The organism is Bacillus sp. HSf4, from assembly GCF_029537375.1.
Classification (GTDB): Bacteria; Bacillota; Bacilli; order Bacillales; family Bacillaceae; genus Bacillus; species Bacillus sonorensis_A.
Map to the genome: position 1 here is coordinate 1,542,211 of NZ_CP120679.1, position 14,236 is coordinate 1,556,446.

Annotated in this window: 18 protein-coding genes, 1 pseudogene and 1 riboswitch; of the genes and pseudogenes, 10 read left to right on the top strand and 9 right to left on the bottom strand. The window is 43.7% G+C overall.

All coding sequences use genetic code 11. From position 1 onward, the window contains the following. Positions 1–2 precede the first annotated feature (2 nt). The 3 genes from motB to P3X63_RS07890 form a co-directional block, all read right to left on the bottom strand. Positions 3–779: a flagellar motor protein MotB gene (gene motB, locus P3X63_RS07880; protein ID WP_026586717.1), complete on the bottom strand. Its 777-nt coding sequence runs from the start codon at positions 777–779 to the stop codon at positions 3–5. Beyond that, complete coding sequence (gene motA / locus P3X63_RS07885) at positions 772–1,575, bottom strand: flagellar motor stator protein MotA (RefSeq protein ID WP_026586718.1); 804 nt, start codon at positions 1,573–1,575, stop codon at positions 772–774. Before motA ends, motB begins: the two co-directional genes overlap by 8 nt. 196 nt (positions 1,576–1,771) lie before the next feature. Next, positions 1,772–3,862, bottom strand: coding sequence for an ATP-dependent Clp protease ATP-binding subunit (locus tag P3X63_RS07890; RefSeq protein ID WP_077736948.1), 2,091 nt, complete (start codon positions 3,860–3,862; stop codon positions 1,772–1,774). 222 nt (positions 3,863–4,084) lie between these two features. Here P3X63_RS07890 and P3X63_RS07895 point away from each other — a divergent pair, with 222 nt between their 5' ends. From P3X63_RS07895 to P3X63_RS07935, 10 genes and pseudogenes are all read left to right on the top strand, one after another. Continuing rightward, the gene (locus tag P3X63_RS07895) at positions 4,085–5,119 is read left to right on the top strand and encodes a YkvI family membrane protein (RefSeq protein WP_026586720.1); all 1,035 of its coding nucleotides are present in this window, start codon (positions 4,085–4,087) and stop codon (positions 5,117–5,119) included. 83 nt (positions 5,120–5,202) lie between these two features. Next, positions 5,203–5,247: riboswitch (PreQ1 riboswitch) on the top strand. Positions 5,248–5,384: 137 nt separating this feature from the next. Further along, a complete protein-coding gene (queC, locus tag P3X63_RS07900; RefSeq protein WP_026586721.1) occupies positions 5,385–6,044 on the top strand; it encodes a 7-cyano-7-deazaguanine synthase QueC in 660 nt (219 codons plus the stop codon). A gap of 1 nt (position 6,045) precedes the next feature. Further along, positions 6,046–6,486, top strand: coding sequence for a 6-carboxytetrahydropterin synthase QueD (gene queD / locus P3X63_RS07905; protein WP_026586722.1), 441 nt, complete (start codon positions 6,046–6,048; stop codon positions 6,484–6,486). Continuing rightward, positions 6,479–7,210, top strand: a complete 732-nt coding sequence (queE, locus tag P3X63_RS07910; protein ID WP_026586723.1) for a 7-carboxy-7-deazaguanine synthase QueE — start codon at positions 6,479–6,481, stop codon at positions 7,208–7,210. Before queD ends, queE begins: the two co-directional genes overlap by 8 nt. 17 nt (positions 7,211–7,227) lie before the next feature. Further along, complete coding sequence (gene queF / locus P3X63_RS07915) at positions 7,228–7,725, top strand: preQ(1) synthase (protein ID WP_026586724.1); 498 nt, start codon at positions 7,228–7,230, stop codon at positions 7,723–7,725. A gap of 340 nt (positions 7,726–8,065) precedes the next feature. Beyond that, positions 8,066–8,515 (top strand): group I intron-associated PD-(D/E)XK endonuclease, encoded by a 450-nt coding sequence (locus P3X63_RS07920; protein ID WP_077736930.1) that lies wholly within the window; start codon positions 8,066–8,068, stop codon positions 8,513–8,515. 83 nt (positions 8,516–8,598) lie between these two features. After that, complete coding sequence (locus P3X63_RS07925) at positions 8,599–8,787, top strand: hypothetical protein (RefSeq protein WP_077736929.1); 189 nt, start codon at positions 8,599–8,601, stop codon at positions 8,785–8,787. Between the two features lie 17 nt (positions 8,788–8,804). Continuing rightward, a pseudogene (locus P3X63_RS22840) lies at positions 8,805–9,020 on the top strand (helix-turn-helix domain-containing protein); the annotation flags it as partial. A gap of 318 nt (positions 9,021–9,338) precedes the next feature. Then, on the top strand, positions 9,339–9,689 hold the full coding sequence (locus P3X63_RS07930) for a DUF7296 family protein (RefSeq protein WP_277692711.1): 351 nt from the start codon (positions 9,339–9,341) through the stop codon (positions 9,687–9,689). A 159-nt stretch (positions 9,690–9,848) separates the two neighbouring features. Continuing rightward, positions 9,849–10,970, top strand: a complete 1,122-nt coding sequence (locus P3X63_RS07935; protein WP_026586726.1) for a Rap family tetratricopeptide repeat protein — start codon at positions 9,849–9,851, stop codon at positions 10,968–10,970. A gap of 110 nt (positions 10,971–11,080) precedes the next feature. On the opposite strand, the gene P3X63_RS07940 is transcribed toward P3X63_RS07935, so the two are convergent. The 6 genes from P3X63_RS07940 to P3X63_RS07965 all read right to left on the bottom strand — a co-directional run bounded on the left by P3X63_RS07940 (position 11,081) and on the right by P3X63_RS07965 (position 14,159). After that, a complete protein-coding gene (locus P3X63_RS07940) occupies positions 11,081–11,287 on the bottom strand; it encodes a hypothetical protein (protein ID WP_077736927.1) in 207 nt (68 codons plus the stop codon). Between the two features lie 16 nt (positions 11,288–11,303). After that, positions 11,304–11,474, bottom strand: a complete 171-nt coding sequence (locus P3X63_RS07945) for an XRE family transcriptional regulator (protein ID WP_236251226.1) — start codon at positions 11,472–11,474, stop codon at positions 11,304–11,306. A 360-nt stretch (positions 11,475–11,834) separates the two neighbouring features. Then, entirely contained in the window at positions 11,835–12,326 is a 492-nt protein-coding gene (locus P3X63_RS07950) for a DinB family protein (protein WP_277692712.1), read from the bottom strand. 221 nt (positions 12,327–12,547) lie between these two features. Beyond that, positions 12,548–13,339, bottom strand: a complete 792-nt coding sequence (locus P3X63_RS07955) for a DUF817 domain-containing protein (RefSeq protein ID WP_277692905.1) — start codon at positions 13,337–13,339, stop codon at positions 12,548–12,550. Positions 13,340–13,441: 102 nt separating this feature from the next. Further along, positions 13,442–13,666 carry a helix-turn-helix domain-containing protein gene (locus P3X63_RS07960; protein WP_077736925.1) on the bottom strand — a complete coding sequence of 75 codons (225 nt, stop codon included), beginning with the start codon at positions 13,664–13,666 and terminating at the stop codon, positions 13,442–13,444. 10 nt (positions 13,667–13,676) lie between these two features. Beyond that, positions 13,677–14,159, bottom strand: a complete 483-nt coding sequence (locus tag P3X63_RS07965; protein ID WP_026586730.1) for a DUF2975 domain-containing protein — start codon at positions 14,157–14,159, stop codon at positions 13,677–13,679. Between the last annotated feature and the right edge of the window lie 77 nt (positions 14,160–14,236).

Consider the following 14,236-nt stretch of genomic DNA (forward strand, 5'->3'; position numbering starts at 1 on the left):
CCTTATTTTTCGTTATTTACATTTTTGACATCGATCGGCAGGATCAGAATTTCAACACGCCTGTTTTTTCTTCTTCCTTCCTCCGTGTCATTTGGAGCGATCGGTTTATATTCTCCGTAGCCTTTAGCGCTGAATATCTTCGGATCGAGCTTTGGATTTTCGATCAAGAGGCTCATGAAGTTGACAGCGCGCATGACGCTTAAATGCCAGTTTGATTTAAATTGAGAATTTTTAATCGGCACGTTATCCGTATGTCCGCTGATGACGATATTGCGCGGCGGATTGAGCACGAGAAGGTCGGACACTTCCTTGGCAAGCTGGACATCCTGCGGGCGAATCTCGGCTTTCCCTGAATCGAAGAAAATATTGTCCTCGATTGAGAGAAGAAGCCCTTCGTCTGTCAGCTTTGTGTTCACCTGTTTTTCAAGGTTTTTCTTTTTGATGAACTGGTTGATATGGTCCTGAATTTTTTTCAGCGACTGCCTGTCCTTTTCTTTTTGGATTTTCGCTATATCTTTCGGCTCATCAGGGCTTTTCCCTTCCTCGGTTGTGCTTGTTTTCGGCTCTGTGAAGCTCGAATAATCCATCATTCCTGTACCGCCTGTAAACACGGCATTGAACGATTTGGACAGCATTTCGAACTTTTTGGCGTCGATCGAGCTCATGGCAAACAGTACGATGAAAAGGGCCAAGAGAAGTGTGAGCAAGTCGGCATAGGGGATGAGCCAGGACTCATCTACATGTTCTTCATGGTCTTTATGCTTCTTTTTTCTAGCCATTATTCGTTTCCCCTTTGTCTCCCTCAGGAATCACGATGCTGGAGCGCTCGCTAGGAGAGACATACATGAGAAGCTTTTGTTCGATGACTTTTGGAGCCTGTCCTTCCAATATGGAAAGAATTCCTTCGATCATCACTTCGCGGACTTTCACTTCCTGTTTGGATTTCCGTTTTAATTTATTGGCAAAAGGATGCCATAACACATAGCCTGTAAAAATCCCGAGAAGGGTGGCGACAAAGGCTGCGCTGATCGCGTGTCCCAGCGCTTCAGTGTTGCTCATGTCCGCAAGCGCGGCTATCAGCCCGACAACGGCTCCCAAAACGCCCAATGTCGGTGCATATGTGCCTGCCTGGGTAAAAATGCCCGCCCCGACCTGATGCCGTTCTTCCATTGCTTCCACTTCCTCGGTCAGAACGTCCCTGATGAAATCAGCGCTCTGTCCGTCTACCGCCATGCTCATGCCGTTTTTCAAAAATTGATCATCGATTTCATTCAGGTTCGCTTCCAATGCGAGAAGGCCTTCGCGTCTGGCGATTTGCGCCCATTCAGAAAACATGGGGATCAGCTCGTTGATTTCGATCGACTTTCTTTCTTTAAACAAGATGCCGAAGAGCTTGGGAACCCTTTTTAATTCGCGCATTGGAAAAGCGATGGTAACCGCGGCGATTGTCCCGACAAGTATGATCAGCCATGCCGCCGGGTTGACCAGAACGGACGGGCTGACACCTTTCATCACCATGCCGACACCTACTCCGATGATAGCTAAAATGATTCCAATTAACGATGTTTTGTCCATTTTTTTCACCAATTCCTTTTAACTAACTTTTCTATCGTTAATATCGGTGCCGGTCGATCGGAACTTTAGAGCGTTTCAGAAATTGTTGAGAAATCAAGCTGAAACGGGACTTTAGGATGAATAGATGGAAAAATTTTTAATTTAGTGGAGTCTTATGTATTATAAAAAGCGGCTTCCAACATGGAAGCCGCATGTGTTATACGGATTGCACCGCAATATCGCCGTTTTCCGCTGTAACGTGAAAACCGGAAATATTTTCTTCTTCAAGCAGCAGGTCGGTCATTTGATCTTCGACTACTGTCTGAATCGTTCTTCTTAAAGGACGCGCACCAAATGCAGGGTGACATCCGATTTCGGCGATTTTTTCTTTTGCTTCGTCTGAAACCGTAAGTGTCAGCTCCTGATCGCTTAATGTTTCTTCAAGCTCCTTCAGAAGCAGGTCGACGATTTTGACAAGATCTTCTTTTTCAAGAGGCTTGAATTCGACAATACTGTCAAACCTGTTCAGGAATTCAGGTTTGAAGTAGCTGCTTAACGAATCGATCAATGATTGTTCACCCAGCAGCTGTTCTTCTCTGTTGAAACCGACTGTTGTCCGTTTTTCGGAAACGCCGGCATTGCTTGTCATGATGATGACGGTGTCTTTAAAGCTGACCGTCCGTCCCTGGCTGTCCGTCAGCCGTCCGTCTTCCATGATCTGCAGGAACATGTGCTGTACATCAGGGTGAGCTTTTTCAATTTCATCGAGCAGGACGATGCTGTACGGGTTTCTCCGGACTTTTTCTGTCAACTGTCCGGCTTCATCATGACCGACATATCCCGGAGGAGAACCGATGAGCTTGGATACGGCGTGTTTTTCCATATATTCGCTCATGTCGAGGCGGATGATGGAATCTTTCGTGCCGAACAGCTCTTCGGCAAGCCTTTTGGAAAGCTCTGTTTTACCTACTCCTGTCGGACCGACAAACAGGAAGGAACCGACAGGCCTGTTTTTTGATTTTAGACCGGCTCTGCTTCTTCGCACGGCTTTTGCCACTTTTTTCACAGCCTCTTCCTGTCCGATAACACGGCTTGCGAGATTGGCTTCAAGCTCTTTCATTTTTTTCTGGTCGTCATGCTGCAGTTTGCCGACCGGAATGCCTGTTTTTTGTTCGATGATCGCCTGGATGTCTTCGGCTCCGACGATGGCCTGTTTTGCTGCTGTTTTTTCTTCCAGCTTAGCGTGCAATGCTTCTTCTTCATCGCGGAGCTTTGCCGCCAGCTCATAGTGTTCATCCTGAAGCGCCTTTTGTTTTTCCGCTTCGATTTCTTTTAGGCGTTTTTCCGCTTCTTCACCGCTGACCGTATCGATTGTAAGGTTTGCCTTTGAACCGGCTTCATCGAGCAGGTCGATTGCCTTGTCGGGAAGGTGGCGGTCCTGAATGTAGCGGCTGGACAGAACGACACATGCTTTAATAGCTTCATCTGTATAGGAAACGCCGTGGTATGCTTCATATTTCTCCTTCAGGCCGTTCAAAATGGCTGTCGCCTGTTCAATGGTCGGCTCATGCACCATGATCGGCTGGAAGCGTCGTTCCAGAGCGGCATCCTTCTCAATTTGACGATACTCTTTCAGAGTCGTCGCACCGATGATTTGCAGTTCGCCTCTGGCAAGCGCAGGTTTCAGAATGTTGCCCGCGTCCATAGATCCTTCCGCAGAGCCAGCGCCGACTAAGAGATGGATTTCGTCAATGAAAAGAACGGCATTTTTTCGTTCTTTCAGCTCTTTCATCAGCTGCTTCATTCTTTCTTCAAATTGTCCCCTGATTCCCGTGTTCGCCACAAGGGAGGCGACATCAAGCAGATAGAGCTCTTTGTTTTTCAGCTTGTTTGGCACATTGCCTTCAGCGATTTTTAAGGCAAGTCCTTCTGCAACGGCTGTTTTACCGACGCCTGGTTCACCGATTAACACCGGATTGTTTTTGTTTCTCCGGTTTAAAATTTCGATCACTCGGGCCACTTCATCTTCGCGGCCGATCACAGGGTCAACCAGCCCAGTTCGGGCGGCATTCGTTACATTGACCGCCAGTTCATCGAGCAGCCCTTTTGTGCGAGCGGTTTGCTGCTGTTGTTGTGCAGGCTGACTGAAGAAAGACCCTCCTCCAAAAAAGTGGTTTCCGGAATACATGGAAGGCTGAGTCAGCTCTTTATAGCAGTTTTCACATAAATCCATTTGTTTTTTTGTATGGTTTATTTGCATGTTTAGGCGAATCGTCGCTTCATTTGTTTGACAATGTTGACAACGCATTTGCCAAAACCCCTTTCAATATAATTTGACCTTTTTTGACCAATGGTGTTTGAAAAAATGGTCGCTTCATTTGACCATCTTTGACTATAGTATACCTTGACCATCTTTGACTTTCAAGTATCATGCTTTTTCCTTTTTGTTCCTGCCTCGTGAAGTTGTCCTTCTTTTTAAGGGACGTGCCTCATATGATGAAGCAAGGGAATTCGTTTACGGGGGAGAGTTATGAGCCAATCACAAGGATCAGCTTTTCAGCTGGCATTTGTATACGTCGGAACTGTCGTCGGAGCCGGATTCGCGACGGGAAGAGAGATCGTTGAATTTTTTTTAAGGTTCGGCTGGACAGGTTTGGCCGGGATTTTGATCAGCGGGCTGATGTTTACTTTTCTCGGCGCGAAAATCATGCTGATCTCCATCAGAATTAAAGCGAAATCTTATCAGGAGCTGAACAAATATTTGTTCGGCGAAACGCTCGGAAAATTCGTCAACGCCTTCATGCTGATGGTACTGCTTGGCGTGACGTCCGTGATGCTGTCGGGAGCGGGAGCGCTTTTCAAAGAACAGCTCGGACTTTCCAATCAGGCGGGGATGCTCGTGACGATCGCCTTAAGCCTGTTCGTGATGATGACGGGTGTAAAGGGGATTTTCGGCGTCAATATCGTCGTCGTTCCTTTATTGCTGCTGTTTTCATTGATCGTTCTGTTTGATTCGTTTATCTTCGGCGGGCCAAGCGTCAATACTTTGCCGTCGACGTCGGGTCATACGGAGTGGATCTTGTCGGCCGTGTCATATGGCGCTTTCAATTTGTCGCTCGCACAGGCTGTTCTTGTGCCGATCGCCTCTGAATTAAAATCGGAAGAGCTGATTAAAAAAGGGGCGTTTATCGGAGGGACGCTGCTCACACTTGTCTTAATCGCCAGCTTTTTATCACTTTCAACATTGCCTGATGTTCTTTTATATGAGATTCCGATGGCGCAGGTCGTCTATATTGTCCAGCATTCTGTCCATATCATCTACCTGTTTATCATTTTCGGCGAAGTGTTCACATCGGTCATCGGCAATCTATACGGTCTGGAAAAGCAGATCAATGAATTTCTTCATATAAAAAGTGTTTACATCTTCATATTCATTCTCTTGACGATTTACTTAACCGGGCAGATCGGCTACGGAAAATTGATTTCCACCATTTATCCGCTCTTCGGCCAGCTCAGCCTTGTCTTTATTTTCTTTCTGATCGTCAAAAAAGTGCCAAAACGCTAAACGTCAATGTCCGGGGCTTGGCGAGCGCCCGGATTTGTGATAAGATGGCGAAGGAAAATTGAACAAAATCCGCTCTTGAAACCGCGGGAGAGGTTCTAGCGAAACCCTCTATAAAAAACTAAGGAAAGCTGTATCCTTGGGGTATGGCCTTTTTTATTGTTTTTTTGCTAGAACACCTTTCCTACAAAAGAAAGGTGTTTTTTCGTTGGCTTAAGATCGAATCTCTTCTTTTGAATACATTGGCGAAAGCGGAGAAGGAGGAACCATGAAAAAGGAAAAAGCGATCGTTGTCTTCAGCGGCGGTCAGGACAGCACCACATGCCTTTTATGGGCGTTGCAACAATTTGAAGAGGTGGAAACGGTCACCTTTCATTATAACCAGCGGCACAAGCAGGAAATAGAAGTGGCGAAAAGCATTTCTGAAAAGCTGGGTGTCAAACATCATCTGTTGGATATGGCGCTTTTGAATCAGCTGGCGCCAAATGCTTTAACAAGGGATGACATCGACATTGAAGCAAAAGAAGGCGAGCTTCCGTCCACATTTGTTCCCGGACGCAACCTCGTGTTTTTATCGTTTGCTTCCATCCTTGCCTACCAAGTCGGCGCCCGCCACATCGTGACCGGTGTATGCGAAACGGATTTCAGCGGCTATCCCGATTGTCGTGACGCGTTCATTAAATCATGCAATGTCACCGTCAACCTGGCGATGGAGCGCCCGTTTGTCATCCACACGCCGCTCATGTGGCTGAATAAAGCGGAAACATGGGAGCTGGCAGATGAGCTGGATGCCCTTGACTTCGTCAAACATGAGACGCTGACTTGCTACAACGGAATCATCGCCGACGGCTGCGGCGAATGTCCGGCTTGCAAACTGCGCGCGAACGGCTACAACGAATACATGAAAATGAAAAGGGAGAGAGCTTAACATGCTGACGCAAATCTACCCGCAAGCAAACCACCCGTACGCATTTGAACTCAATAAAGATATGCAAATGTCGGCCGCTCATTTCATTCCGAGGGATGATGCGGGCGCATGCAGCAGGGTCCACGGCCATACGTATACGATCAACATCACGATTGCCGGAGATGTCTTAAATGAATCCGGTTTTCTCGTCAATTTCAGCACGATTAAAAAACTGATCCATGGGGAATATGATCATACGCTTTTAAATGATCACAACGAATTTTCCGGTGACAGCCCTGAACAAATTCCGTCGACTGAAGTTGTCGCAAAAACGATTTATGAAAAAGTCGAGGCTTATTTACGGGAGCTTGAAAACCGCCCGCATTGTGTTCAGGTGTTTGTCAGGGAAACCCCGACAAGCTATGTCGTCTACCGTCCAACATCAGGTGGTCAACATGGCTAAGCCGATTCCGGTATTGGAAATTTTCGGTCCGACTGTTCAGGGGGAAGGCATGGTCATCGGCCAAAAAACGATGTTTGTGAGAACCGCCGGCTGTGATTATTCATGCAGCTGGTGTGACTCGGCCTTCACATGGGACGGTTCGGCCAAAAAAGATATTCAATGGATGACGGCGGAAGACGTATACGAAAAGCTGAAAGAAATCGGCGGAAACGCCTTTTCGCATGTGACGATTTCGGGCGGAAACCCGGCGCTTTTAAAACAGCTGGATGCCCTGATCTCCCTTTTGAAAGAACACGATATCCGGACGGCGCTTGAAACCCAAGGCACATTTTATCAAGACTGGTTTACGGATATCGATGATTTGACCATCTCACCGAAACCGCCAAGCTCAAACATGAACACCGACTTTAACAAGCTTGACCATATCATCGGCAAACTGAAAGACCACGGCAGATTGGCCGCGGCAAGTCTGAAGGTCGTCATTTTCACGGCGGACGACCTGCAATTTGCCAAAAAAGTCCACCATCGTTATCCAGAGATCCCGTTTTTTCTCCAGGTCGGAAATGATGACGTTCAGACCGAGGATCAGAGCCGGCTTGTTGAAAAACTGCTGCAAAAGTATGAAGAGCTGGTAGAAGCGGTCACGCGAGACCCTGAACTAAACCGCGTCCGCGTCCTTCCGCAGCTTCACACCCTCATCTGGGGAAATAAACGCGGCGTGTAAAGAAAGGAAGATGAAACATGACGACAAGAAAAGAATCAGAACTGGAAGGCGTAACCCTTCTCGGCAATCAAGGGACCAATTATTTGTTCGACTACTCTCCGGAAGTGCTCGAGTCATTTCCAAATAAACACGAAAACAGAGACTACTTCGTCAAATTCAATTGTCCCGAATTCACATCCCTGTGTCCGAAAACAGGGCAACCCGATTTTGCGACCATTTACATCAGCTATATTCCGGATAAAAAAATGGTAGAAAGCAAGTCTTTGAAACTATATCTCTTCAGCTTCCGCAACCACGGCGATTTTCACGAAGACTGCATGAACATCATCATGAACGATTTAATTGAACTGATGGACCCACGCTACATCGAAGTCTGGGGCAAATTCACCCCGAGGGGCGGAATCTCCATCGACCCGTATACAAACTATGGCAAACCGGGCACGAAGTATGAGAAAATGGCTGAGTACCGGATGATGAATCATGATTTGTATCCGGAGACGATTGATAATCGGTGATTTAAGTGTGGCGGAGTGTGACCCGTGAAAATAGCGAAGTGTGACGTTGTGTGATCGGAGTGTGATGCCGGTGTGACGTCACTGTGACGTTTTTTATCTATAAATATAAGCGAAATTTAATGCTAGTGTGACGTAGACGTACGATTGAGTGCGTCTATTTTTTTGTCTAAAACGTGTGCCAATCCGAAAGTGACTTCGCAACTATTTATGACAGCGAAATTTTAAAAACGGTGTCCATTTCGGAAAGTTGTTGCGCAGTTATAAGTGAAGGCGAAAAAATTTCGAACTTATTGTGCGGTTTTAAAAAGTCGCGGGTATTATCTCATGAGGAGGTGGTCGGATGGGTGCCGTTAGTAAACGTAATTTTTGCGGATATGCAGCGGAGAGTATTGTTCGCGCAGACCTAGCGAGGAAGGAAATCGTTAGCCTTAATCCGGACATACCGTGGGTCCATTACGATATCGTTACGGATGTGGGCGGAGTATTTACGAAGATTCAGGTCAAAACGAATATGGAGCACGACGGCTACCGAATGAAAATAGATAATCGAAAATCAAACGGTGCGAGTCGGCCTTATACGAAAGCTGATTACGACATACTTGCGATAGTGGATTTAGAGAATCGACGGGTTGCGTATCTGCCTTACGATGTGTGGCAAGGGAAATCGCAAAATTCGATCATGCTCCGAGAGGTGGTCGATATGAACGGATGCGGCGGAAGCAAACAGCCATTATACTTTTCGGATTACACGGATTTTCCGGAAGTTATAACGAAAGATATTGCGGGGTGATAAACGCATGACAAACGAAAAACGACCGATTGATTTCCAAGATCACAGGTTCGTCTGTGGAACTAATTCAGGAGGTGACTGTTATGTACGAAGGTAGAAACGAATCTGAAGACGAGATTTTGTTCGTACATCTTACTAGATTTTTATCTGAAGCACACAATATGGGTGGCGATCAGGGAACCGGGAAGAAGAATGCGGTTAAACTAATTGAACTTCTCGAATCGAAAGGGTACGTCATCGCGAAGGTGTTCGATAAGGGAGCTTTGTCTTGAACGAAGAGCGAGGCGTTTTGGATTTACGCGAGCACAAATTCGCACAAGTAGCGAGCAGCGTACTATCTGACGTCAAGATTCTCGACAAGAGTGCGCAAAAGCTCGTTTATACGATGTTGTCGATGCACGCGGACAATCACAGCAAGCAGTCGTTTCCTTCAATCAAGACGTTGGCGTCCGAATGTTTCTGTTCGGAGAATACGGTCCGGGAGGCTTTACGGAAGTTAAAGGAAGTCGGCTTGATCGATATTCGCGAAAGAAGGAGTAAAGAGAGCGGACAATTTCGAACCTGTACGTGCTGCTTCCGATACCGAAAGCATTCGAAAATGAAGCCGGGGGTTCATGAGGTGAACCCGTCCCTTGCTCAAACGACAGACGAACTATACTCATTTACTATACGCATTATCTATACTCAATTAAATAATAGCGCTCATATACATTCGCGCGGATATTTTTTAATAAAAGATTTATCGCGATTAATAACATCTGCAAGAGTGAGCGTATGCAAACGATTGCTAGGTCTTATAAATAAACGGAAGGAGAGCGATAACGTGGCTTTTTACGAATATACGCAGAACAATAGTGGAGGCTCATTCGTTGTGAACGAAAAGGTGTGTCATCGGCTTTTTTTGTTTTTGGATCAATCATTCAAATTCTCATTAACGGGAGGAAAAAGCGATCAATTTATAGTACCGTCATCCATCGAAAAAAGATACCTTTTCATTGCCTCCTACTATAAACGATTTTCCCATGAAATTAAAGCGTATGAGCCGCCGGAAGTTGATGTGGGTATGTTAAGGTATCGACGGCGGGAAAACTTCTTATTTCGTGTGCTAATCGATAACCTCGATCTTCTTAAATCCTTGCAGTCCATGAAAATGAATCTTATTGATCAGGACTAAAAACATAACCTACTCTATTTGTTTACATATTAGATGTTTTATAGGTGTGTTAACAATATATGGTTGTGAAAAACAGGGTTATTTTGTAGAATTATTACTATTAAGATAAAGAGACGCTTTTAACTTTCTGAAAATTTAATGAAGAAAGGGAGAGGGCTTATGGATGTCATTCCTTATGATCTGGTTGCGACGAAAATGAACTTTTGGTATACGGCTTTGAAAAACAATTGGCCGGGCCAAGCGGAGGATACCAGGAAAGAAGTTAAAAGAGAATTAGAGCAAATGGAACAGAACCAAGACGTAGTTGTCTATTATAACTTATTGTTATTTCGACACAATCTTCAATTTGATTATATGTATTCTGATTCCGGCGGTAATTTAGCTAGACGATTTGGGGAGTTCAAAAAAATTCGTGATCAAAACAACCTTGAGGGAATGTTGGAATATTATTATCAATTCTTCGCAGGAATGTATCATTTCAGACAAAAAGAACTGATACTCGCGTTGAATTTCTATAGGAATGCCGAAAAACAACTTGATTCTTTTGAGTGTGATGAGCTAGAGAAAGCTGAATTTTATTTCAAGGTATCAGAAGTGTATTACCATATGAAACAGACATTTTTTTCGATGAATTATGCGAGCCGCGCTTATAACATTTATAAAAAGTACGATACTTATGGAGAACGCAGAGTTCAATGTCAATTCATTCTTGCTGGAAATCATCGAGATCAAATGCTTCCTGAAAAAGCTTTACCAAGCTTAAACCAAGCATTAACTGAATCAGTAATTTTGGACTCTGTTCATTTAATTGGCTCATCGCATTTGAATCTTGGAATATGTTACAATCAACTTGAAGAACTTGAAAAAGCTTCCGATCATCTCCAAAAAGCCCTTGAAGTGTATAGAGAGGTTAATCATAGTTTTTTACCAAAAGCCTTTTTTAACCTTGCACATGTTAGAGCAAAGCAATCTGAGTTGGTAACAGCCCATGACCTTTATTGTGAAGGAAAAGAATCTGCCGGAAAAATTTGTAATTCATATGACCTTGCAAAGCTCGAAATGTTAAAAGGGCTTTACTTGATTAATGATCTGGATTTAGTTAGGGAATCTTTTAAGTTCTTCAAAGAAAACGGTTTGTATGCAGATGTGGAAGATTACGGAATCATCACTGCGCAAGTTTTGCAAACTGAAGAAAAGATTCGTGATGCATGTGATTTTTACCGTATTGCATGTGACGCAAGAAGACAAATTCAAAGGAGTGGTTATGTAAATGAAAGCTAAATTTTTGATTTGCGCTGTTTTATTATTGGGGACAGTAAGTGTGGTTAGTTCCACATATGTTCAAACAGATAACACTTCTTTTAAAGTCGCAGAAAGGTTCGCATCTTAATTTAGAAATATCGCGATTCCGTTTTGCTAAGAAAAAATAGCACTAAAAGCCCAACTATAATGAGAAGGGCTTTTTTATTTGAGATTAATTGTTCAGCATTATCTTCTACGCGTTCAACTGTACGACCTCTTGGATCGGGCAATCCAAGTATTCGCCATATTTGCGCGATCACCTTCAAGGCAACAAACTCTCCGCCAGTCATCTCCACTTTTATTTTCCCTCTTCTATTTCCTCGACATGAAATAATTCTTCGATTGGCACATTTTACCCCTTGCTAATAATGAATAGTGTCGTGATTTCATGTCTGTATTCGTTTTCAATCTGCTTTTCGTGGCCTCGGTAGTACCAACTAACTCAGCCAATTCCTTCTGGCTTTGGATTCCTTTCTCTTTCATAACTTCATTCAACCTAGATCTAACTATATCTATATCCGACTTGTAAAGAATGATGTCGTCTATTGTGAATGACTTCGCTTCCGAGAAATCATGTAATACATTTAAGATTTCAAGTTCGATGCAGGCGGAATTGGTCGGAAAATTGGACGAGTGATCGATAGAGAGTGACAGCAGTGTGACCTATTAACGGATAACCGATAAGGAGATTGCTAAGTTTGTGACCTAGACGTGCGTAATTGCACGTCTTTTTTTTAAGGCCGGCCAGCAATTCCTTTCGTTTATACAGCGGCTTAGACGTAACCGGAAAGCCGTCTGCCCGTTAGTTTAATAACTCATGATCTCTTATTTATGTACAGCAAATTACTTTTCAGGCAGCCCTAAAATGTCTGTATTATTAGGAGTATAGCCAAGCAACCGCAACATGGCTACAATTTGCCCCTTATGATGAAATTCATGCGTGATAGAGTGGATTAGTAATTGCTGCGGCGTTTTTCTTACAACCCCGCTGCCTGCTTTCCAAGAAGGCTCTTTTTCGATCATTTCATCAAATTTATCAGTGAATTGTTCAAATACAGTGTCTACATATATATTCGCCTGTTGAAAATAACGTTGAATATCCTCTATCTGCATATCATTGATTGCTTCCTTTGTTAATAGTGGTGTAGCTGTTTTTGAAAGCACAAAGGAACCCAGCCAAGCATGATAACAACCCGCCACATGAACTAAAGAATCTCTTATACTTTGAAAACCAAATCCCAACTCTTTTCTGAAATCATTTTCCTTCAATTCTTTACACTGGTCTAGTAAAATCTGTCTCGTTTGTTTGACCCACTCATATTCGTGTTTTTCCATCACTATCCCACCCCGCAGAAATAATAAATACCAGAATATTCTTCTAATTATACACAAATGGGTACCATCATAAAACACCTGATTTAATCCTGTTTTCGCATTCTATTGTTTCGTATTCGTTCTTAACCTCCGCTATACAAATGCGACACATTAGACCAATCAAGTCAACGCCATTTATGAAACGGAGTAGGCCGATTTTTTTGAAATAAGGTTATTAACAGTTATAAGATTGGACTAGTATCTATCTTGGTGGAGTTTTTCCCCTTCACCTGTTTTAACGTCGCAACGATAAGAAAGCTGACAATCACCAATAAGAGCCATGAACTCACCTTTCCTAGATGAACGAGACTCCATGCTTCGGTTTGGTTTGGATATTCCCAAGCCCCAAAAAACGTTGCGATATTTTCGGCTACCCATATGAAAAATCCGATGAGCACAAAGGAAAGGGCGAGCGGCATACGGTAACGAGTTCCATTCACCTCGTATGTGACCCATGACTGCCAAAAGACGATCATGACAAGTCCGGATAACCAAAAGCGGATGTCAATCCAAAAATGGTGGGTGAAAAAATTCAAGTAAATCGCAGCGGCAAGAGGGACAACTGCCAAAAACGGCGGCCACTTAATCAGCTCAACCTTAAGGCGCCTCCAGGCCTGGCAAAGATAACTGGCAACACTTGCGTACATGAAGCCGCTATACAAAGGCACTCCGAAAAATTTGGAGAATCCTTCCTCGGGATAAGACCAGGAGCCCATATGTACCTTGAAAAGTTCAAGATTAAGGCCAATAAGATGGAACAATGTGATCATTTTTAATTCATCCCGTGTTTCAAGACCGGAACGCACCATCTGCCACTGCATGAGAAGGCAGATGATGAGCAGCCAGTCATACCGCGGCAGGAAGGGAAGAGGGATAATTTTGGTCATCGCCAAAGAGGCAAAAATAACGACAGGAAACAAACATGATAGGGCCTGTTCCCAACCAAAAAGAACGAGCTGTTTTAGTGCTCTCATGATTTGTGCCTCCAAAGTTTTTTTCTGAAAAAGGCCTCAGAATAGTTGTCAATAGCCTTACGGTCATATGCGTAGGATCATCGCTAAATAACTTTCTCATTCTTATTCATCCTGGGTGTCTTCCTCGCTTCGGTATTCCAAAATATCTCCGGGTTGACATTCTAAAGCTTTACAAATCGCCTCTAAAGTTGACAATCGAATCGCTTTTGCCTTTCCATTTTTCAATATTGAAAGGTTCGCCATCGTGATTCCGACCCTCTCAGAAAGTTCCGTGACGCTCATTTTCCTTTTAGCCAGCATCACATCGATATTGATTATAATTGCCATTGTTTTCACCTCAGACTGTTAAATCATTTTCTGATTTTATATCGATCGCTTCTTGCAATAGCCTTTGGAGAACAGCGGCAAAGACTGCGATAACCATTGAAGCAAAAATAAGGACCAATCCGATTAGTATGATACCTGGAGCATCGTCCCTCTCCGCGATGAGATAGAAGAGTGGCATGCCTGCCGCAAATAAAATACTGATGGTGATTGCACAGGATTTTATATTCTTTAAAGCCCTGACGGATAATTCCGAGAAAGCTTTATTCTGGTCAATATAGCTTAAAAGTTTAAAGGCTTGATACAGAGCAAAGTAAAAAGGGACCGCCGCTAAATACAAATCGATATAAACGAGATATTTCAGATAGGAAATATCTGGATACAATTCCGCTGTAAAGTTTGCTATTTCCGGCACAAAAAAAATGCACAAAGCAAGAACCGGGATTCCAATAAGAATAACAGCTATCTTTAAAAAGAGTGTTGATCCTTGTTTCATATGAAGCACCTCACTTATTTTTTTCAATATTGAATTTATCACATCATTTATCGTTTTACAATAAAAAAATATTGAAA